Raw genomic sequence first — 19,585 nt, 5'->3', positions numbered from 1 at the left:
ATATAAAACTCGCGGATTTCTATTCATAAGTCACTTTAACATAGGAAAAATTTCTCGACAAGGGAAGAGAATTACTTACATTTTCTCGGATTGTTGCCGCAAACTATTTGTATTCAATCCTGAAAGGAGATCATGTTGTGAAAGTTCTGTTATCTGCTCTTCTCCTTTTATCCGTTTTCTGTCCGGCTGCAAGCGGAAAAGAACAATCGGCTTCTGTCTACGACGGACGGATGCAATTGTACCGCAAAGCCGAGGCGGTCACACAGATTCCTTGGTATGTGCTTGCAGCGGTTGATCAATATGAAGAAAATGTCCGCTCGAACCGAAAGGATCTGCCTGAAAAAGCGGGAATCATCAGCATTTATATTCCGGATCATTTGTGGAGCGGGCCTGAAAATCCAAATCCTAAGGACGATGCGCCCCTCAGTATTAAAGTATTTGACGGCATCGGCCTGGACGGCGACGGTGACGGAAAAGCCGAGGTAAGCAATGATGAGGATATCCTTTATACATTTGCACAGTACTTAGCGGGATTCGGAACGGATCTTGACCATATCCGCATCGGCCTCTGGAATTATTACCGCCGTGATCAGACGGTCGGCATTATCACCGAATTCATGACACTGTTCAAGACATTCGGCCGCCTTGACCTCGGAGAGCACGCCTTTCCGCTTCCCGTAAAGACGGATTACAGCTACCGCAGCACTTGGGGAGCCGCGCGGGGATTCGGCGGGCGCCGGATTCACGAAGGAACGGATCTGTTCGCTCGTTACGGGCTCCCCGTCAGATCGACCTGCTACGGGATTGTCGAAATGAAAGGCTGGAACCGCTTCGGCGGCTGGAGAATCGGCATCAGGGATATCAATAACACGTATCACTACTTCGCTCACCTGAACGGCTTTGCAAAAGGCATTCATAAAGGCCAGATCGTCAAACCCGGTGAGGTGATCGGTTCTGTCGGAAGCTCCGGCTACGGCCCGCCCGGCACCGCAGGAAAATTTCCGCCGCATCTTCACTACGGGATGTATAAAGATAACGGCAGATCGGAATGGTCTTTTGACCCGTATCCTCATTTAAGGGCATGGGAACGGAAAGAAATCCGCAGGAAAAAGTAAACACACAGCCGCCAGAAGAGAATGCGGCTGTGTGTCTTTATTTGTCTTTCTCCTTTTTTTCATTCGGCAGCTGAACGGAAGGCGTCACACCTGATCCGCCGCTTCCGTTATAAAACTGCGGCACTTCTCCTTGAATGGCTTTAATGGAGACCGGAATATTATTTGTCACGACTGATGTTTTGCTGGCAAACGGGATAATCACCTTCACTTTAATCTCCACGAAAATACTGATATCAATCAGGGCATTGTTGATGCCGTACGGCTTTATTTTTGTTTTCACGTCAGTTAACGCATCGCCGATCAAGTTAAAGCGCACGGGGATTTTCGGCCCGAGATTCCCAAGAATGCTGTTACCCGTGACCTGCCCTAAAGGGATGTTAATCATAATTGCATCGGCCGTTTTGGCGCCTTTTTCTGTTTCATGCTGCTTATTGTTCGACTCCGCTTCCTTCAGATGAGCCTGAAGCTGCTTTGTCACTTTCGCCTTCATGCTGTTGACCACTTGTGTATTAAAATCCATCGTTGTGACTTTTCCGTTTTCATCCGTTTTCATATCGACCATATCTTTCACATTGTCGCTGTGAGACATGTATTCTTCAATGGATTCTGTAATGACCTCTGTCGCCACCCGTTTTGTTTCCATTTCTCCGATGTTCATCAGCACCGGTTTAATTGAGGAGTTGATCATCCAAAGGCTGATGACCGTCGATATGATAAAAAAAGCAAACGACAGAAGAAGCACATACCGAAAAGGCAAAGGCCCTCTCTTGCGAAGAGTGCTCCGGTATCTAGGCAAGAAAAATCCCCCCTTACATATCACAATGTATGCTTGTAAGAGGGGACATAGTAATTTATTTTTACTCTTAAAAAGTCACGCTTTCCTTCATTCAAGTGCCCGCGGCAGAAATGGACCGGCGAACGAACACCTCTGACATTACGGCTGCCGCGCGAGCTTCCATGCGAGCAGATCTCTTAAAAACTCCGGCATAAAGTATTGTTTTTCTTTCGAATCACGGATCTCAGGGAACAGCTTTCCGAGTGTGAACATGTCGAGAACGGCAACCGAGTATATCCGGTCCGGATCAAGCTCTTCTCCGTTCACTTTCACATTGATGAGGTGCGTCACCCCGTCTTCAAGGATGTCAGTCTGCACCTCTGCTCCGGCATATACCATCCTGCCCATGACTTCTCCGCGGAAGCCGAGGCCTTTAATCCGCATCTGCTCCATTTTTTCAGAGGCAGCCTGGCTGATTGTTTCTTGAAGTTCCCTGCCTGAAAGACGCACGGCGACCGGATTGATCGGATGGGGGCAGATGCGGTGCAGATCAAGCTTTGTGACAGGCCCCTTTCTTAAAGGCCCCAAAATAACACCTGAATTCACCATGCTGACTTCACAGCCGCACCAGCTTTTCAGCGCTTCAGCTAGAAGAAGCGGAAGGGGCGATTCTTCAAACCACTTCACGCCGGCTTCTTCATTCAGATCGGCGACTTGTACGGAGAGCAGGTTTTCCGCTTCCCGTTCTTTCTCTTTCAGATAAGCCGCCGTATCTTCAGATTCACCGTGCCAATCAGCCATTTTCTGCACAGATGCCTGTTTGCTGACGATGGTTCTTGATTCACTTTCGATCGTCAGCTCGACACAGCCGACGTAGTTCCCGTATTTCTCCGCACAGGCAAGCAGTACGCCGTTTATGTCCTGGCCGTCCTCAAGAAGGTGGTGCGTATGCGATTCAAGAATGACATCAATATCGGGGAATTTTTCCGCTGCGGCCCGGTCATCGATCAAGCCTAAATGCGAAAGCAGAATGATGATATCCGCTTTGCCCTTGATATCGTCAAGTGATTCTTGAATGCTTTTTTCCGCATCCGTCACCGTCCAGCCAAGCTTTTGATAGACGGGATAATACGGCACCGTGACGCCGAGTATGCCTGCGGTCATCCCGTTTTTCAGCGTTTTGATCACGTATGGCTCGGCCCATTCCGGCCGCTGTCCGGCCGCATCAAACAGGTTGGACACTATGACGGGAAACGCGGCATGATTATATAAATCCGCCAGTTCATCATGAGGCAGCGTAATTCCTTCATTATTCCCGACGGCGGCCGCATCAATCTCAAGACGGTTTAACAAGTCGACATTCGCTTTGCCGAAGGTCGCTTCCGTTATCATTTGAAATCGGTCCATATGGTCGCCGATGTCGAAAACGAGTGTTTCCTCCCCGTCTTTTTCATGCTCATGTTTCTTCTGCTCAATATAATGTACGATTTTCGGCCAATTTTCGAAATGGCTGTGCAAATCATTCGTATGATATAAACGGAGCTTCTCTAACATACCATCTCTCCTACCTTTTAGCTGAATATCCCTTGATAAATCAATTCACAGCCGATCAAAATCAAGACGATCCGCATGAAAAGCACGATCGTTTTCGTCTGCACCCGCTTGTTGACCCACGCGCCCATTTTACCGCCGAACCATGCGCCCGGAATAAGACACAGCGCATACAGCCAATTGACATGGCCTTCTGCGATATGTGACACGGAACCTGTCACGGAGGATAAGAAAATAATGAGCATTGACGTCGCCACAGCCACTTTCGGCGGGAACAAAAATAACAGCATCATGGCCGGAACCATAAGAGAGCCGCCGCCAATGCCGAAAAGACCGCCCAATAAGCCGACGAAAAAGGCAATCGCGATACCGGTAAACATACGGTACGAATATGTATAAAGCTCACCCGATTCATCCTCAAATGTCCGGATCATGCCTTTATGCGCTTTATTGACCGGTTTTGCTTTCGCCTTCAGCATTAATGTAATGGAAATCAAGATCATAAAAAATCCGAACCAGACGGAAAACGTATGCGCATTAAAGAGTTTAGACAAATACGCGCCGATGATGCTTCCCGGGCCGGAACCGATAAAAAAGATCAGCCCGCTTTTGTAATCAACGGTTTTATATTTCATATAGGCCAGAGTTGATGACAGACCCGTAAATATAATCACCAAAAGGGACGTGCCGATGGCAGTCTGCGGTGTTACGTCATGGAAAAACGGAGTCATCGTGCTTAAATAGAGCATTGCGGGCACAATAATAATTCCTCCCCCAAGCCCGATCAGGCTGCCGACCGTTCCCGCGATAAATCCTAATATAATTAAAATAAGATAAGACATGTGTCTTGAAACCTCTTTTCTAGCTGAATAGGTCAAGCTGCTTCGGAGCAAGCCCGGTATATTGTATATCTAGCATTTCAAGCATCTCAAGGCCGTTGTCGGCGGCGTCTCCGCCTGAGTTATTATTGAAGAGCACGTACAGATTGCGCGACTGCTTTTTCAGCTCCTGAAGATTGTTTTTCCAATCTTTGAGTTCCTGTTTATTATAGCGGTATAAATATCTGACCTCACGCCAGTTTTGCCCGCCGTCAGGTTTGACCCAGCCCTGCTTGTTCCGTCCGTGAAAACGGACAAGCGTTTTTTCTTCATCCGTTGCTTTCAGGACGGTCGGAATGCTGCCCTCGCCGATTTGCGGCTCGTCACATATGGTGTGAATCCAGCCTTCCGACTTCATAAAGGAAAGCGTCTGCTCGTAAAACGTTGGGGAAAACCATGACCTGTTGCGGAATTCAAGCGCACACGGGATATCACCCATCTGCTGCCTGCACCATCTTAAATATGCGACGTTTTCTTTCTTGCAGTCAAACCACGGCGGGAATTGGAACAGCACCATAGCAAGCTTTCCATGCTCTATATACGGCGTCAATGACAGCTTAAACGCTTCAAACATCTCTTCCTTCGTTTCAAAAGGAATATCGCCGCGCTGATGGCCCGTCATCCCTTGATATGCTTTGATGATAAATTGAAAAGTTTCCGGCGTCTCTTTGACCCACCTCTCGTTATTGCGGGCGGGCTGTATCGCGTAAAAGCTCGCGTCCAGCTCAACGATGGGAAAATGAGAGGAATACGCCTGCAGTTTTTGCGGGCCCACCGTTTTAGGCGGATAGATGCTGTCATGATCCCCCCAACCCGTCAGTCCGATATAAATCACATTCCTTCACCTCTCAATCTAGTTTATCACAGGTGTTTTTCTCTTTCCGTCTCCATGTTTTGTCTGAATGCAGTTTTCAGATACCGGTATTGATGTTCATTGGTGTCCGAAAATGCTTCACTTCTGGTAGAAGGGATATGCTGATAGACGACAGGCTCCGAAAACTGTCCCCTCGTAAAATCGTATATCTCCCCTTCTATTCGGTTATAAAAATGCCAGCTTGTGCCGGTTTTTGTTTTGAGAATGTCACCGCCGTAAACATCTTGGATGACTAAAGCCGTCACGCCGCACTGGCCTTTGGCCGGGCATTCTTCCGTCCATTTTGTACTGGACTGCCGCGACCAGGATGCCGTTAATATGTTCAAGATTTGATCATACAATGTGTTTTACTCCTTTTTATAAAAAGATACCACGTTGATGAAATTTTAAAAACAAGCAGGGCGGAAATCAAAAAAACCCGGCGGTAAAATCCGCCGGGCTTACGAAGGAACGACCAGCGTTCCGTCAATGCCTTCTTTTGCTTTCTTCCCGTCACTGTACACGCACCGGCCTTTGCTGTATGTAGCCGAAATGCGGGAGGGAAAGGTATGTCCTTCGTAAAGGCTTAGCTTATGCTTTGCAAACATCGATTCTCTTGTGACAGTGTACGGCTCCATGCTGACGAGCACAAAATCCGCATCACACCCTGCTTCCAGCCGCCCTTTTTTCTGAAGGCCGAATCGCCGCGCAGGTGCTGCCGCTGTCCATTCAGCGATGGTTTCAAACGGAATCTGATGCTCAAGCGCGAGTTCCAGCATCCCTAATAAAGTAAACTGCCCGCCGCTGATTCCGCCCCATGATAAAAACAGATTATCCTCCCGCTTCAAGGATGGACGGCAAGGGGAATGGTCAGAGGAAACCATGTCAATGTGCCCCGCAATGAGCGCCTCGATCAGCGCTTCCTGCGACTCCCGCGGCCGGAGCGGAGGCGCGCATTTTGCGACAGAGCCCTTTTCCCGTAAATCGTCATGGCTGAACAAGACATAATGCGGGCATGTTTCGACTGAAACATCGAGCCCTTCCTGTTTCGCCTCTCTGATCAGCCGAACCGCTTTCGCCGTGCTGATATGAACAAAATGCACCGGGCACCCTGTCACCCTCGCATACTGAATGGTGCGATATACCGCTTCAGCTTCAGCTTCCTCCGGGCGGGAGGCGGCGTACGCATCCGCATCCACCTTTCCTTCATTGGCCAAAACCATCTGCAAATAACTTGTGAGCGCGTCGCTTTCCGCGTGAAGAGCGAGGATTTTCCCTGTTGCCGCGATTTCCGCCATGCCTTTGAGCAATGTCCGTTCATCAACAGAGCGGAACTCATCTGTGCCTGATCTTGATAAAAATGCTTTAAATCCGATCGCTCCCGCTTCAGCCATCGGACGGATGTCCTCGATATGGCCGGGCACCAGGCCGCCCCATAGCGCAAAATCCACGGCTGATTTTTGTCTGCCGAGTTCAGCTTTTGCGTGTAGATGCTCTGCCGTTACGGTTGACGGGATGCAATTGAGCGGCATATCAAAATAGGTAGTGCAGCCGCCTGCCGCCATCATTTGAGAGCCTGTTTCAATCCCCTCCCAGTCCTCTCTGCCCGGTTCATTGAAATGAACATGGCAGTCTATCGCACCGGGAAACACGTACTTTCCGTCTGCTTGGATGATTTCTGCCCCGCTTGTTTCAATGACAGAACCCACCTCGGCAATGATACCGTTTTGAACTGCGATATCAACTTCCTTCACACCATCTGGCGTAACTGCCTTCGCACCTTTTATCACCATATCGTAAGCCATACCGATCCCCCCATGTCAGGTTGACGATTTTTCATGTCAGTTTATGTAACACAATCCATTCTATTTTCAACAGTTTACTGCTACTATAATCGTATTACATCAGCAAAACCGCTAGAATTCCTATTGAAAATTATTCATCTTAACCAATCTTTTTATAGAAAAGGAGAATACGCTATGAATATTTTTGATGTGATGAGAATACCGGCTTTTGAAAACGCTCATTTAATCGCTGGAAAAGCAGGAGGGGAAAGAGAGGTTCAGCATGTCAATATGATGGACGCACCGGATATTGCAGACTTCCTGCACAAGAATGAATTGCTCGTCACCACCGCGTATCACCTGAAGGATCACCCGGACCAGTTATCTGAATTGATTCGGCAAATGGCAAAACGCGGCTGCGCGGGTCTCGGCATTAAAACTAAGCGCTACTTGGAGGATATCCCGCAAGAAATCATCGAACTGGCCGATTCATACGCGTTTCCGATCATTGAGCTTCCGGAACACATCCGTCTCGGCGATATTGTGAATGCAACACTCAGCCGTATTCTCGATATGCGTTCCAGCGAGCTTCAGCAAGCCATTTACGCGCACAAAAAATTCACAAACCACATTATGAGCGGCAAAGGGCTGCAATCTCTCCTCAAAAAGGTCTCAGACCTGCTTCAGATACCCGTGCTGCTTCTGGACCAGCATGCCAAAATGCTGTCTGCGTCCCATCAGATCTCAATTGAGACCGAAAAGCTAAAAAGAGTCCTGAACACCGTATCCGGGCCGTTTTTCACTTGTTTTTCCGCAATCTCCGATCAGAAAACATATTCCGTCCTTCCTATTTATAATCACGAAAAAAACTGCGGCTTCCTGCTGATACCGGACATGGTGCAGGCCGGCGACAAAGGATTGATTCTCACCATTGAGCAAGCGGCCAACGTAATATCCTTTGAACTGCTGAAGGAAAATGCGCTGAAGCAATTCAGCAAACGTGCGCGCAATGAGTTTTTCAGCAATTTTATTGAGCGCACATTTTCTTCAGATGATGAAATCAAAAACCGGGCGAAGGAATTCAAGCTGTGCTGGGATCAAAAATACATGTGCATCGCCGGCAAACTCGACCGGAATAACGATTCGATCAGCTTCACAGAAAATCAGCTCGCCTCCGACGGTGTCTTCGACTTTCTTGAAGGTGAATTATCAGCCTTCCCGTTTCCGCCCCACCTTTTTATAAAAGGAAATGTCGGCATTATTCTGATAGAAGCGACAGACAGCTGGAATGAAATGCACGCCTCGGTGATCAGCTTTTTAGAGCAGTTCCAAACACAGGTCAGAGCTCAATTTAAGCGGACGGTGTCCTTTGGCATCAGCAATATATGCCAAAAGCTCATTGACGTCCCCGACGCTTTCACAGAGGCTTCTGATGCTCTGCACTCTGGGCATTTGTCAAGAAGCACGGAGTTTATCCAGGTGTATCACGCGAAAGATGTGCCCGAGCTTCTCCGCCTGCTTCCGGTTGAGGATTTGAAGAAGTTTTACAGTTCCACGCTTCAAAGCCTCGCTGAAAAACAGCAGGAGGATCAAAGCCTGCTTCATACGCTGTCCGTCTATTTAGAAACACACTGCCAAATCTCCGAGACGGCAAAGCGTCTGTACGTTCATCGCAATACGGTCATCTACCGCCTTGAAAAATGTGAGGATCTGCTGGGCAAAAGCTTAAAAGATCCTGAAACGACGATGCGTTTGCGTCTGGCCTTACGGATGCAGCGGCTGATCAGCTAGCATCCGTCACATAATCTTACAAACTAAATCGTTTTTCGTCACTTCCAGCAATAATGCCTGTCTTTTTCAGCTACTGTACCCAATGACACCCAAAAATCAGCACGCTATCATGTTACTAAAGTTCACATACAAGGAGGGACTATGTTGAAACAAAGATCGTTTGCGGTGTTTTCTCTTGGCCTTCAGCATGTGCTGGCCATGTATGCAGGTGCGATTTTAGTGCCCCTGCTTGTCGGCAGGGCGCTGAATGTAACCTCTGAACAGCTGTCTTACCTGTTAGCGATTGACCTGTTAACGTGCGGCATCGCGACGCTTTTGCAGACCTTGCGCGGCGCACACATCGGCATCGGGCTTCCCGTCATGCTGGGCAGTTCATTTGTGGCCGTCACTCCGATGATCGCAATCGGCGCCAATTACGGCATTCACGCGGTTTACGGTTCCATCATTACAGCCGGTGTGTTCATCTTTTTGTTTGCGCGTTTTTTCGGCAAGCTGACCGTGTTATTCCCTCCTGTCGTAACAGGAACCGTTGTGACCTTAATCGGCCTTTCACTTGTTCCGGCAGGTGTGAAAAATATGGCCGGCGGCGAAAAAATAAACGGCAGCGCCAACCCCGAATACGGTTCGCTCGAAAACCTTCTTCTCTCTGTCGGCGTTCTTGTTCTGATCTTAGTCCTCAACCGCTTTCTCAAAGGGTTTGCCCGAACGCTGTCTGTTCTGATCGGAATCGCCGCCGGAACAACGGCAGCAGCACTCATGGGCAAAGTCAGCTTTTCTGCTGCTGCTGAAGCCCCGTTCTTCCAAATCCCGAAACCGTTTTATTTCGGAGCCCCTTCATTTGAAATCGGACCAATCTTAACGATGCTGCTCGTCGGAATGGTCATTATCGTCGAATCAACCGGCGTTTTCTACGCAATCGGCAAGATATGCGGCAGATCTTTAACCGAGAAAGATCTTGTCAAAGGCTACCGGGCGGAGGGAATCGCCATTCTCATCGGCGGATTGTTCAACGCCTTTCCTTATAACACCTTTGCGCAAAACGCCGGCTTATTGCAGCTGACGAAAGTGAAAACAAGAAATATCGTTGTTACAGCAGGCTGTATCCTTGTCTGTCTCGGGCTGATACCGAAGATTGCCGCCCTTGCTTCTGCCGTTCCTGCTGCTGTACTTGGCGGCGCAACCGTTGTCATGTTCGGCATGGTGATTGCCTCAGGCGTTAAAATGCTCAGCACAGCGGATCTCAAAAACCAATACCACCTCTTGACCATCGCATGCTCAATCGCACTCGGCATCGGCGCCAGCACGGTCCCCGGGATTTTTGCTGAATTCCCCGCTCCAATCAGAATTCTGGTCAGTGACGGCACCATCACCGGCAGCCTGACCGCCATCTTTTTGAATTTATTTTTCAGCCTGCGCGGCAAAAAAGAAAAAACAACACAGAAAACTGAACTTCCGGCATTAGATCATACACTCGCATTAGAAAAAGAGGTGTGAAAAAGATGAAGAAACATCAAAATGCCTTTCAGCTGGCGATACTCGGACTTCAGCATATGCTTGCCATGTATGCGGGAGCCATTCTCGTTCCGCTCATTGTCGGAGCGGCGATCGGGCTGAATGCGGGGCAGCTGACATATTTAATCGCGATCGATTTGTTCATGTGCGGGGCGGCGACTCTTTTGCAGCTGTGGAAAAACCGGCTTTTCGGCATCGGCCTCCCCGTTGTGCTCGGATGTACGTTTACCGCGGTCGGCCCGATGATTTCCATCGGCAGCACATACGGTGTCTCAGCCATATACGGCGCCATTATCGCCGCAGGGCTGATTATCGTCGCAGCCGCGGGCTTCTTCGGAAAGCTTGTCCGCTTTTTTCCGCCTGTCGTGACCGGCTCAATCGTCATGATCATCGGCATCAGCCTGATTCCGACGGCAATGAATAATCTGGCCGGAGGTGAAGGAAGCAAAGACTTCGGCTCACTGGACAATGTGCTCCTCGGGTTTGGCGTCACGGCTTTTATCTTATTGCTGTTTTATTTCTTTACAGGCTTTATCCGCTCCATTTCGGTTTTGCTCGGCCTTATCGCAGGTACAGCGGCCGCATTCTTCATGGGAAAGGCCGATTTTTCTAATGTCATGGAGGCGTCCTGGCTTCATATTCCGTCTCTGTTTTATTTCGGCATGCCGACCTTTGAGCTGCCGGCTGTTGTGACGATGGTTCTCGTTGCGATTGTCAGTCTGGTCGAATCGACAGGTGTTTACTTTGCGCTTGCCGATATCACAAACCGCAGGCTGTCCGAGAAGGATCTGGAAAAGGGCTACCGGGCGGAAGGCCTTGCCATCGTGCTTGGCGGCTTATTTAACGCGTTTCCCTACACAGCTTTCTCGCAAAATGTCGGTATTGTCCAGCTGTCAAAAATGAAAAGTGTCAACGTCATCGCCGTCACGGGAATGATGCTGATGGCAATCGGCCTGGTTCCAAAAGCAGCGGCACTGACAACAGTGATTCCAACCCCCGTTCTCGGCGGCGCGATGATCGTCATGTTCGGCATGGTCATTTCTTACGGGATCAAAATGCTTTCCAGCGTTGATCTCGACTCCCAAGGCAACCTGCTGATTATTGCCGCTTCCGTCAGCTTAGGGCTCGGCGCAACGACAGTTCCCGCGTTGTTTTCATCTCTTCCGGGAGCGGCTTCAGTCTTGGCAGGAAGCGGAATTGTGATCGGCAGTTTGACGGCCATTGCATTGCACGCTTTTTTTCATACCAAACAGCCGGATCACGCTGAAATAAAAACGTAAAGGAAGATGCCAATGTTCACTATCGATGACCTGAATCAAATGGAAAGACACACACTGACAGACACGCTGGGATCTATTTTCGAACACTCTTCATGGATTGCGGAGGAAGCTGCGGAATTACGCCCGTTTTCTTCCCTTTCTGACCTTCACCGCAAAATGGCCGGCATTGTAAAAGCCGCGGACCGCCAGACGCAGCTTGATTTAATCAACAAGCATCCCAGGCTCGGAACAAAGAACATAATGAGTGATGCCTCAGTAAGCGAGCAGCGAAACGCAGGGCTCAGCAAACTTGAACAAGAGGAATACGAGGAGTTTCTCAAGCTGAATGAACACTATTATGAACGCTTCGGCTTTCCTTTTATTTTAGCGGTAAAGGGGAAAACGAAACAGGACATTCACCGGGCCCTAGTGAAAAGGCTCGAGAACGAACAGGAAACCGAGTTCCAGCAAGCCCTTATCGAAATTTACCGCATCGCCCGCTTTCGGCTGGCTGACATCATCACTGAAAAAGGAGAGACGCAAATGAAAAGAACCATGTCTTACGGCAAAGGAAATGTATTTGCATACCGAACGTTTTTAAAACCGCTCACAGGAGTAAAGCAAATCCCAGAATCATCTTTTGCCGGGAGAAGCAATACCGTTGTCGGCGTTGATGTGACATGCGAAATTGGCGGAGAAGCCTTCCTGCCGTCATTTATAGACGGGGATAACACCCTCGTTGTGGCTACAGACTCAATGAAAAACTTTATTCAGCGCCATTTCGCTTCCTATGAAGGGACTACAATTGAGGGATTCTTACACGATGTGGCTCACCGATTTTTAAATACGTATTCTCATATGGACACGATTACTCTGACAGGCGAAGAGATTCCATTTGAAGCAATGCCCGCATATGAGGCGCAAGAGCTCCGCACAAGCCGGCTCGTTTTCAGAAGATCGCGCAATGAACGGGCTCGTTCTGTGCTGAAAGCGGAACGAATCGAGGATACCATAACGATTAAGGAGCAATACAGCGAAATCATAGATCTCCAGCTCGTCAAGGTGAGCGGCAACTCCTTCGTCGGCTTTATTCGCGACGAATATACGACTCTCCCCGAAGACGGCAACCGCCCGCTGTTTGTCCATCTAAACATTGGCTGGCATTATGAAAACACAAATGACGCATACGCTTCTGATCCCGCCCGCTACGTCGCCGCTGAACAAGTCCGCGACTTGGCAAGCGCCGTATTTCACGAGCTTGAAACCCCTTCAATCCAAAATTTAATCTATCATATCGGCTGCAGAATTTTAACGAGATTCCCGCAACTCACTGAAGTCAGCTTCCAATCTCAAAATCACACATGGGACACAGTCGTGGAAGAAATTCCGGGGTCCAAAGGAAAAGTCTACACCGAACCGCGCCCGCCATTCGGCTTCCAGCGTTTTACCGTGACAAGAGAAGACGCCGAGAAAGAAAAACAGAAAGCCGATGAAGCCTTAGGGAGCCTGAAGGCTTGATGGGAAAGCTGACGACCCATATCTTAGATTTAACCTGCGGCAAACCCGCGGCGAACGTAAAAATCGAATTGAAGCGGCTGGGCGGCGGAGGCTTTAGGAAAGAGGCATACACTAACGATGACGGCAGAGTCGATGCGCCGCTTCTCGCAGGTGAAGAGCTGGTGTCCGGAGAGTATGTGATGGAGTTTCATGCAGGGGACTATTTCGCGAGTAGAAACGTGAACACAGCCGCTCAGCCGTTTTTAACCATCGTCACCGTCAGGTTTCACATTGCAGATTCTGATGCGCATTATCATATCCCGCTTTTGCTGTCGCCGTTTGGTTATCAGGTGTATAGGGGAAGTTAATTAAAAGGAAGCCCGCCGGTGAGGCGGGCTTCTCCAAGTATGTCTTACACTCTTTTTACTTGGCGGCATTCACAGCTACAAGGAAAGAGATGTATTCACTGCTGTTTGTGCATGAATGAAAGCCGTATCAAATAATGGCACTTCAGAATCCTCGGCTTTTACTAATAATCCAATTTCAGTACATCCGAGAATAATCCCTTCTGCACCTCGATCCACCAAATGATTGATAATCTTCTTATACATGGTTTTAGACGACTGTTTGATTTCGCCTAAACACAGCTCCTGATAAATAATATGATTGATTACTTCTCTTTCCTCATCAGCAGGCACAATGACATTGATATTGTGAGACTCAATACGTGATTTATAAAAATCTTGTTCCATCGTATACTTCGTTCCAAGTAAACCTACTGAACGAATACCTTGTCTTGTGATTTGATCGGCAGTTGCATCTGCAATATGTAAAATAGGGATGGTGATCATTTTCTGGATATAGCCAATCACTTTATGCATGGTATTTGTACATATGACGATAAAATCTGCACCGGCTTTTTCTAATGATCTCGCAGCCTCCCCCAAAGCTGCACCCGCCTTATCCCAAGCCCCTTCAGACTGATAGTGTTCAATCTCTTTAAAATCAACACTGTATAAAACGCATTTTGCAGAATGCAGCCCTCCTAGTTTCTTTTTTATCTCTTCATTGATCATTCGATAATATTCAGCCGAAGATTCCCAGCTCATTCCGCCAATAAGGCCGATCGTTTTCATATCACCACTCCTGAATTTTTCTCAGAATATAATCAATTATTCTAAAGTATCGATTAGTCTTATACAATTATTGATTTTCAGAAATGGCCTGCGGGGAAAATATCCCGAAGTTTTTTAGATACTAAAAGTCCGCTCTTAACAGCCGAACTCCCTTTTCCCTCTGTTGAGCTCTCTTCTAATCCTCCAAGCCGACCGCATAATTCCGCCATACCCGGTACACCGGCACAAATTCCCTGCCAGCCCTTCTTCTATGTCTTCATCTGTGGGATGCGGGTTTTCTTCGAACAATGCTTTAAGCGCAATGATCATTCCCGGCGTACAGTAGCCGCATTGGAAGCCGCCTTCTTCCAGGAAAGCGGTTTGGCACATGTCCAGCTCTTCTTTTTGAAGCCCCTCGATGGTTGTGATGGAATGGCCGTCTGCTTGATAGGCCATCGTCATGCACGCATTGGCAAGCTTCCCGTCAATTAAAATGGAGCATGCTCCGCAGCGGCCGATTCCGCAGGACACCTTTGTCCCGGTCAGCTGAAATTCCTTTCTAAGCAAATCACTCAGACGTGCCGTGGGAATGGCTGAAATCTCCCGCTCCTGCCCATTTACGGTCATTTGGTACTGTCCCTTTTTTACAGGAAGTGATCCAGCTTCTTTTACGTCCATTGCTTCAGCCCCTTTCTGTCTATCGCTTCAAGCAGCTCTTCTCTTGAAATCGGCAGCTTGTTTATCCAGCAGCCGACCGCATCATGGACAGCCTTTACAATAGCGGGAGTGATAGCGATCGTTCCGATTTCGCCAACTCCCCTCGGGCCATATGCGTCTCCCTTCATCAGTTCTTCTATTGCGATCACCTTCATGTTAGGAACATCTTTGACGACAGGGATTAAATAGTGATCGAGATTTTCCGCGGCATAACGGCCGTCCGTCATTTTGGCCTCCTCCATCAGCGTATAGCCGAGAGCCATGGCGGCGCCGCCTTCAATTTGGCCCCGATAACCCTGCGGACTGACAATCGGCCCTGCCGCAATAGCATGCTCACAATCTATCACTTTGACATCACCTGTTAACAGATCCACCTCCACTTCAACGGCGGCTGCTCCGAATGAGTAGAGAAAATGTCCGCCATCCACAGGATCAGGCGTTGTCGGAAAGTCAAATGCCGTTTCCTCTGCCAAAGGGCCTTTTTCAGCCAGCTCCTTATACGTCACCATGAGTGCCTCTGTGTGTTTGTCACGCAAGCCTTTAGCGCCGGGAATAAGGTTTTCCGCTGAACAGCCGCTCCATTCTGCCGCCCGTTTTTTCAAGCGGGAAAGAAACGGCTTCTTCAAACGCTGAATTGCGTGCCATACCATGCTTGTGCCGCGGGATGCCGTGGAGGAGCCTGACTTCGGCACCTTTGCGGTATCCCCGATCACAATGGAAATATCCTCTGCGGCACAGCCAAGCTCCTCTGTGACGATATGTTCAATCGCGGCCAGAATGCCCTGTCCGCATTCTTCAAATCCGAACGAAGCTGTGATTTTGCCGTCACTTGAAAGGGACAAACGGCCTCCCGCCGCATCCATTCGGCCATACCCCAGCCCGCCGCCGTGCATTGTTATTGCCGCTCCCGTGCCGCTCCGTATATACCCGGAGTACCGGCTTTTTCTTGTGAGAATGGGAGATTCAGAAATGGCATTTAACACCTTTGCCGCTCCGTCAGTCGGTGCAATCCGATGCTCCAGCGGCCCTAAGTCATACGGTTTTCTGATATTTTTTCTTCTCAGCTCCAACGGGTCGATACCAAGCCTATCACTGAGACGGTCGAGATGGGTTTCAAGGGCAAATGTGATTTGATTGCCGCCAAAGCCCCGGAATTCTCCCGCCACCCCGTTATTCGTAAACACAGATATCCCTTCCGTCCGGATATTCGGAATACGGTACGGCCCCGCGGCATGCTCGACAGAAAAATCAAGAACAGCGGGCCCAAGTGTGGCGTAAGCACCTGTGTCCGCTACAATTTTCACGTCATGAGCCAAAAGCTTTCCTGTTTGATCAGCTCCCGTTTTTATTGTCACCTTCATCGGATGGCGCTTAATGCCAGAACGTACAGATTCCTTTCTCGTCTGATGAATTTTGACAGGGCGTCCGCTTTTCAGGGCCAAAAGCGCGGCATACGGCTGGATATTCAGCTCATCCTTTCCTCCGAACGAGCCGCCCATCGGACTCGACACCACCCTGATCTTCTCTTCAGGAATGTCAAAAATACGAGCAAGCTGGAAACGGTCTTTATAGCCGTGCTGTGTTCCTGAATACATCGTAAAGCTCCCATCATCCTCCGGAACGGCTGTGCCTCCTTCCGTTTCCATATACGTATGCATCTGCCGGGGCAGCTCATAGGTTTCTTCAAGAACTGTGTCACACACCCGAAACCCTTCTTCCGCATCACCGTGTGCAAAACATGCACGGTGCAGAATGTTGCCGTCCTCGTGCAGTTTATGCGCGTCCGGCAGAAGCGCTTTTTCCGGTGAATCAATGACCTCCAGTTCTTTATATTCAACGTGAATCAGCTCCAGCGCAGCCTCCGCGATTTCCTCCGTTTCCGCAGCCACGGCGGCAATCGCATCCCCGACATACCGTACTCTGTCCTCGCATAAAACCGGCTGATCAGGGATGACTATGCCAAATCGGTTTAATCCGGGAACATCTTTATGAGTGACGACAGCCCGCACACCTTCCATTTCTTCAGCTTTCATGGTGCAAATCGACACAATCTCCGCATGAGGATAAGCGCTTCTTAACACCTTGCCATGCAGCATTCCGCGAAAGCTGAGATCGGTCATATATTTCAGTTCCCCTGTGACCTTTTCTCTTCCATCCGGCCTGACTCTTGACGGTTTGTTGATCATCATTTATTCCCCTCCCTCAGCCATCAGCTCTGACATAATGACGTTAGCAGCCGCTTTTTTTCTGTATGCCGCTGACATAAAAGCATCTGCGGAAAATGGCAGCTCATGGATAAGCGTTTCGTACAGCTCGTGCGGATCACACCCTGACGCCATCCGCTTCGCTTCACTTTCCAGTAATCTTTCAGGTGTAATATCGGCATGGCCGGCAGCGAGACGAATGCCGCCGTCTTTCAAAAAACGTCCGGCCACAACAGCAGCCGCTCCTGTAAAAGCCTGGCGCCTCCCAAGCTTGCGGTAAAACACACGCTCTCCCTCCGCACGCGGGATGATGACACGCGTGACGATAGCAGCTCCATCGTTTTCATTTGCGAGCCAATCGCCAAGCGGCAGTCTGATCAGCTCGTTTTGATACACGACAAGCTCCGCATCAAGCACGAGCAAGAGCGGAAGCAAATCGCCGATTTTACTCGCGATGTTTCCGCCAATTGTGGCCCGGCTGCGGACACCCGGTGCGGCGACGGCGGAAGCAGCGTCGCTGAAACAGCCAAGCGCACTTTTGATGAAAGGATGCTTTCTGCATTCATTCAGTGTCGTGAGCGCTCCGATCGACACGTGGGTGTCACTGACGCTGATCCCCCTCATCTCTTCAATTCCTTCCAGACTGACAAGGTGCTGTTTCGGAAGAATTCCCTTATCCCACTGAAGCTGAAGCAGTGTGCTGCCCGATGCGGCACACACATCCGGGGCAAACTGCTCTAGAAGCGAATAGGCTTCATCGAGCGCTGCCGGTTTCCATAATTGAATGTTCATCCTCGCTTTTGGCACTTGCCCGTTCATACCATCACCCTCCTCACCATCTCATATTCCTCCGGTGTATCAATATCGTTCAGCTCCGCGTCTTCCTTTGCCTCCAAAACGGCTCCTCTTCCAAGCTGCCCGTTTTTCAGAAGTCTGCGGGCCCCTTCATCTCCCTTTAGCTTCTTTATATAAGGAAAACACGCTGCTGAGAAATAGATTGGCGGGGCAGGAGCGCCTAAAGATGAAGACACGGCAAACGACTCAGGTGCCATTGCCACAAGGGCATTGAGATGATCAACGGAAAGCTGCGGCTGGTCGGCTAACAAAATGACAACGCCGTCCGCTCCCATGCTTTCCGCTTTTCTCACCCCGCTGCTGACTGAATGCCCTTGACCTTTTTCTGCGTCTCGACAAACATGCAGATTCCAGCGTTTTCGAAAAGGCGGAGCGTGATAGGGTGCTCCCATCCATTCAAGGGAAGCATGTTTTGTCCGCTCGACGATCAGCACGTGATCAAGGCCGGACAGAAGAGCCGTTTTCAAGGAAAGCGATCCGATGGTTTCTCCTTTTAGCGGCAAAGCCAGCTTGTTTCGGCCCATCCTTTCGCTTTTGCCGGCAGCGAGAAACACGCCGATCAGATAGGGGCTTCTCATACAACCGCCAGCCGTTTTCTTGTTTGAATGATTTCGGCAACAACGCTGACGGCAATTTCCTCGGGGCCTTCCGCACCGATTGACAGCCCGACCGGACTGTAAAAGTGAGCCGGCGGCTGTTTACCGTTCAGCAGCCGCTTCGTGCGATTCGCCGAACCCAACAAACCGATATAATGAAGGTGTTGAGAAAATAAAAAGTCGATGATCGCTTGATCGTGCTGAAAATGGTGGGTTGCCACAACGGCTGCATCCTGCGGTAAAAACTGAAATTCACTGAGCATTTGTTCCGGAAAAGCGGTGATCAGCCGATCCGCTTTTGGGAATAGAGAGGATGTGCAATAAGCGGGACGCCAATCTGTCACGATCACAGAAAATCCTGTATCAGCCGCCAAATTGGCAAGCGGCACAATATCCGGTCCCGCTCCGAACAGAATGAGGCGCGGCTTCGGTTCAATCCGCTGCATAAACAGGTTGGCAGATGGATCAAAATGAGGTAAATGAAGCGCAGAAACGGTACGTTGTATGTCTTCCAGAGGCGCGCCCGGCCAATTCCCGAAATGCCCGTTTTCCGTCAGAAATAAAGAACGGGAGGAGTCAATCTGCGTAACGGCTGTTACTGCTTTGCCAGCATGAAGGCAGTCTCGCACTCTTTCATAGTGCCGTCTTTTTTCCTGAGTGATTGCTTCCGCATGAATATGAATCATGCCGTTGCACCCTGCTCCCATGCCCCAGGAAAGATCGTCCTCCGCCCGCATATCATAAGAAATCAGCGCTGACGTCAGCTGATCACCCAGCTCACTGATTCTGTGGAATAAATCTTCTTCCACACATCCGCCGCTCAGCAGGCCGACCCTTTCCCCATTTTTCTTAAAGAGCATAGAGGCGCCTGCTTTTCGATATGCGGAACCTTCTACTTGAACAATGGTCGCAAGCACAGCCTCTTCCTGATCTTCCAGGAGCGCATCTACCATCATGTGCAAATTTGCCAATGCTGTATCCCCCTCTCTTACATTGCTGTGAGAATCAACAAGTTCAGCGTGATTTTATAGGTAACTTGTATAAAGAATAGATGATGGAAGAAAAAATGACTCATGCTTCGTC

Annotated in this window: 18 protein-coding genes; 6 read left to right on the top strand and 12 right to left on the bottom strand. The window is 49.4% G+C overall.

From position 1 onward, the window contains the following. Positions 1-137: 137 nt before the first annotated feature. The gene (gene lytH, locus ACH32G_RS09075; RefSeq protein WP_045926044.1) at positions 138-1,115 is read left to right on the top strand and encodes an L-Ala--D-Glu endopeptidase; all 978 of its coding nucleotides are present in this window, start codon (positions 138-140) and stop codon (positions 1,113-1,115) included. A gap of 37 nt (positions 1,116-1,152) precedes the next feature. Here lytH and yunB read toward each other — a convergent pair whose 3' ends face one another. From yunB to ACH32G_RS09045, 6 genes are all read right to left on the bottom strand, one after another. Next, the gene (gene yunB / locus ACH32G_RS09070) at positions 1,153-1,911 is read right to left on the bottom strand and encodes a sporulation protein YunB (RefSeq protein WP_076982791.1); all 759 of its coding nucleotides are present in this window, start codon (positions 1,909-1,911) and stop codon (positions 1,153-1,155) included. A gap of 138 nt (positions 1,912-2,049) precedes the next feature. Next, entirely contained in the window at positions 2,050-3,444 is a 1,395-nt protein-coding gene (locus ACH32G_RS09065; protein ID WP_448814234.1) for a bifunctional metallophosphatase/5'-nucleotidase, read from the bottom strand. A gap of 17 nt (positions 3,445-3,461) precedes the next feature. After that, the gene (locus ACH32G_RS09060; protein WP_045926041.1) at positions 3,462-4,283 is read right to left on the bottom strand and encodes a sulfite exporter TauE/SafE family protein; all 822 of its coding nucleotides are present in this window, start codon (positions 4,281-4,283) and stop codon (positions 3,462-3,464) included. Positions 4,284-4,302: 19 nt separating this feature from the next. Then, a complete protein-coding gene (locus tag ACH32G_RS09055) occupies positions 4,303-5,154 on the bottom strand; it encodes a DUF72 domain-containing protein (RefSeq protein WP_448814233.1) in 852 nt (283 codons plus the stop codon). A 26-nt stretch (positions 5,155-5,180) separates the two neighbouring features. Next, complete coding sequence (locus tag ACH32G_RS09050) at positions 5,181-5,534, bottom strand: YunG family protein (protein WP_049627299.1); 354 nt, start codon at positions 5,532-5,534, stop codon at positions 5,181-5,183. A 99-nt stretch (positions 5,535-5,633) separates the two neighbouring features. Next, a complete protein-coding gene (locus ACH32G_RS09045; protein WP_045926039.1) occupies positions 5,634-6,977 on the bottom strand; it encodes an allantoinase in 1,344 nt (447 codons plus the stop codon). A gap of 174 nt (positions 6,978-7,151) precedes the next feature. Between ACH32G_RS09045 and pucR the strand changes: the two genes are divergently transcribed. The 5 genes from pucR (at position 7,152) to uraH (ending at position 13,383) form a co-directional block, all read left to right on the top strand. Beyond that, positions 7,152-8,747 (top strand): purine catabolism transcriptional regulator PucR, encoded by a 1,596-nt coding sequence (pucR, locus tag ACH32G_RS09040; RefSeq protein ID WP_448814232.1) that lies wholly within the window; start codon positions 7,152-7,154, stop codon positions 8,745-8,747. 144 nt (positions 8,748-8,891) lie between these two features. Next, a complete protein-coding gene (locus tag ACH32G_RS09035; RefSeq protein ID WP_448814231.1) occupies positions 8,892-10,241 on the top strand; it encodes a nucleobase:cation symporter-2 family protein in 1,350 nt (449 codons plus the stop codon). A 5-nt stretch (positions 10,242-10,246) separates the two neighbouring features. Beyond that, a complete protein-coding gene (locus tag ACH32G_RS09030) occupies positions 10,247-11,539 on the top strand; it encodes a nucleobase:cation symporter-2 family protein (protein WP_448814230.1) in 1,293 nt (430 codons plus the stop codon). A 12-nt stretch (positions 11,540-11,551) separates the two neighbouring features. Next, the gene (gene pucL, locus ACH32G_RS09025; RefSeq protein WP_188154490.1) at positions 11,552-13,036 is read left to right on the top strand and encodes a factor-independent urate hydroxylase; all 1,485 of its coding nucleotides are present in this window, start codon (positions 11,552-11,554) and stop codon (positions 13,034-13,036) included. After that, positions 13,036-13,383, top strand: coding sequence for a hydroxyisourate hydrolase (uraH, locus tag ACH32G_RS09020; protein WP_016938050.1), 348 nt, complete (start codon positions 13,036-13,038; stop codon positions 13,381-13,383). The genes pucL and uraH overlap by 1 nt, the downstream gene beginning before the upstream one ends. A 75-nt stretch (positions 13,384-13,458) precedes the next feature. Here the strand turns inward: uraH and ACH32G_RS09015 are convergent, their stop codons facing one another. The 6 genes from ACH32G_RS09015 to ACH32G_RS08990 form a co-directional block, all read right to left on the bottom strand. After that, positions 13,459-14,151: an aspartate/glutamate racemase family protein gene (locus ACH32G_RS09015; protein ID WP_045926034.1), complete on the bottom strand. Its 693-nt coding sequence runs from the start codon at positions 14,149-14,151 to the stop codon at positions 13,459-13,461. A 135-nt stretch (positions 14,152-14,286) separates the two neighbouring features. Further along, on the bottom strand, positions 14,287-14,808 hold the full coding sequence (gene pucE, locus ACH32G_RS09010) for a xanthine dehydrogenase subunit E (protein WP_016938048.1): 522 nt from the start codon (positions 14,806-14,808) through the stop codon (positions 14,287-14,289). Then, a complete protein-coding gene (pucD, locus tag ACH32G_RS09005) occupies positions 14,799-17,036 on the bottom strand; it encodes a xanthine dehydrogenase subunit D (protein WP_448814229.1) in 2,238 nt (745 codons plus the stop codon). Before pucD ends, pucE begins: the two co-directional genes overlap by 10 nt. After that, entirely contained in the window at positions 17,037-17,870 is an 834-nt protein-coding gene (gene pucC / locus ACH32G_RS09000; protein ID WP_016938046.1) for a xanthine dehydrogenase subunit C, read from the bottom strand. Beyond that, positions 17,867-18,484, bottom strand: a complete 618-nt coding sequence (gene pucB / locus ACH32G_RS08995) for a xanthine dehydrogenase accessory protein PucB (RefSeq protein WP_016938045.1) — start codon at positions 18,482-18,484, stop codon at positions 17,867-17,869. Before pucB ends, pucC begins: the two co-directional genes overlap by 4 nt. After that, positions 18,481-19,473 carry an XdhC family protein gene (locus ACH32G_RS08990; RefSeq protein WP_016938044.1) on the bottom strand — a complete coding sequence of 331 codons (993 nt, stop codon included), beginning with the start codon at positions 19,471-19,473 and terminating at the stop codon, positions 18,481-18,483. The genes pucB and ACH32G_RS08990 overlap by 4 nt, the downstream gene beginning before the upstream one ends. Between the last annotated feature and the right edge of the window lie 112 nt (positions 19,474-19,585).

It is taken from the genome of Bacillus sp. CIS52 (assembly GCF_053545315.1).
Note: the sequence above shows the minus strand (reverse complement) of the source record. Positions and strands in the feature narration are given on the sequence as shown.